This window comes from Acinetobacter sp. YH16044, from assembly GCF_013417145.1.
In the GTDB taxonomy this organism is placed as follows: domain Bacteria; phylum Pseudomonadota; class Gammaproteobacteria; order Pseudomonadales; family Moraxellaceae; genus Acinetobacter; species Acinetobacter amyesii.
Window position 1 is genome coordinate 1 of sequence record NZ_VPEK01000183.1, and the last position, 1,038, is coordinate 1,038.

Below are 1,038 nucleotides of genomic sequence, written 5' to 3' on the forward strand. Positions count from 1 at the left end.
GGCTTTGTTGCACAAACCTATCTGTAAAGGCTTTTTCAGCGATATAATTTTCAAATGAAGAAGCCTACACACAAAATCTATCGCACAACCAATTGGCCCGCATATAACCGAGCACTCATGAGTCGCGGAAATATTGCCATTTGGTTTGATCCTGCTACGCAATGGTATGCTCCATCAAAAGGCAAACAAGGGCGAAATCAAACCTACTCCGACGCAGCTATCCAATGCTGCTTAATGATTAAATCCTTATTCCGTCTATCTTTACGTATGGTCACTGGCTGTGTGCAAAGTCTGATTAAACTTTGTGGATTAAATTGGACCGCACCAGATTACAGTACGCTTTGTAGAAGACAAAAGCATATTGATATTGCAATCAGCTACCAAAAAAGTAGCGATGGGCTGCATCTACTCATAGACTCTACAGGCATGAAGTTTCTAGGTGAGGGCGAATGGAAACGCAAGAAACATGGACCTGAATATCGTCGCCAATGGCGTAAACTTCATATTGGTATAGATGCTGAAACCCTTCAAATACGCGCTATTCAACTCACTACAAATAATGTGAGTGATTCACAAGTGCTTGGTGATTTACTCGATCAGATTCCACAAGATGAGCAGATTGACTCTGTTTATACCGATGGAGCTTATGACACCAAGCAATGCCGTCAGGTCATTGCAGATCGGCAAGCGCATGCGGTGATTCCACCTAGAAAAAATGCGAAACCATGGAAAGATACAAAGATCAGCTCGCTAGCACGAAATGAATTACTTCGAACAGTTAAACGTTTAGGCAGGACATTATGGAAAAAATGGTCCGGCTATCATTGCCGAAGTTTGGTCGAAACTAAGATGCATTGCATCAAATTATTGGGGGATAAACTCAGTGCAAGAAAATTTGATAGCCAAGTCAATGAAATTCATGCACGTGTAGCAGTCCTCAACAGATTTACGGAATTAGGTCGACCACTTACCCAAGTTACGCCTTAAATTTGGCTCAATTAGGGGGCTTTGTATTTCAAATCTTTGTGCAACAAAGCC

The 1,038-nt window shown here is 41.8% G+C and carries 1 protein-coding gene; it reads left to right on the top strand.

Annotated features, from left to right (window positions below):
• Window positions 1–54 precede the first annotated feature (54 nt).
• Window positions 55–987: an IS5 family transposase gene (locus tag FTV38_RS17915; RefSeq protein ID WP_180023090.1), complete on the top strand. Its 933-nt coding sequence runs from the start codon at window positions 55–57 to the stop codon at window positions 985–987.
• Window positions 988–1,038 lie beyond the last annotated feature (51 nt).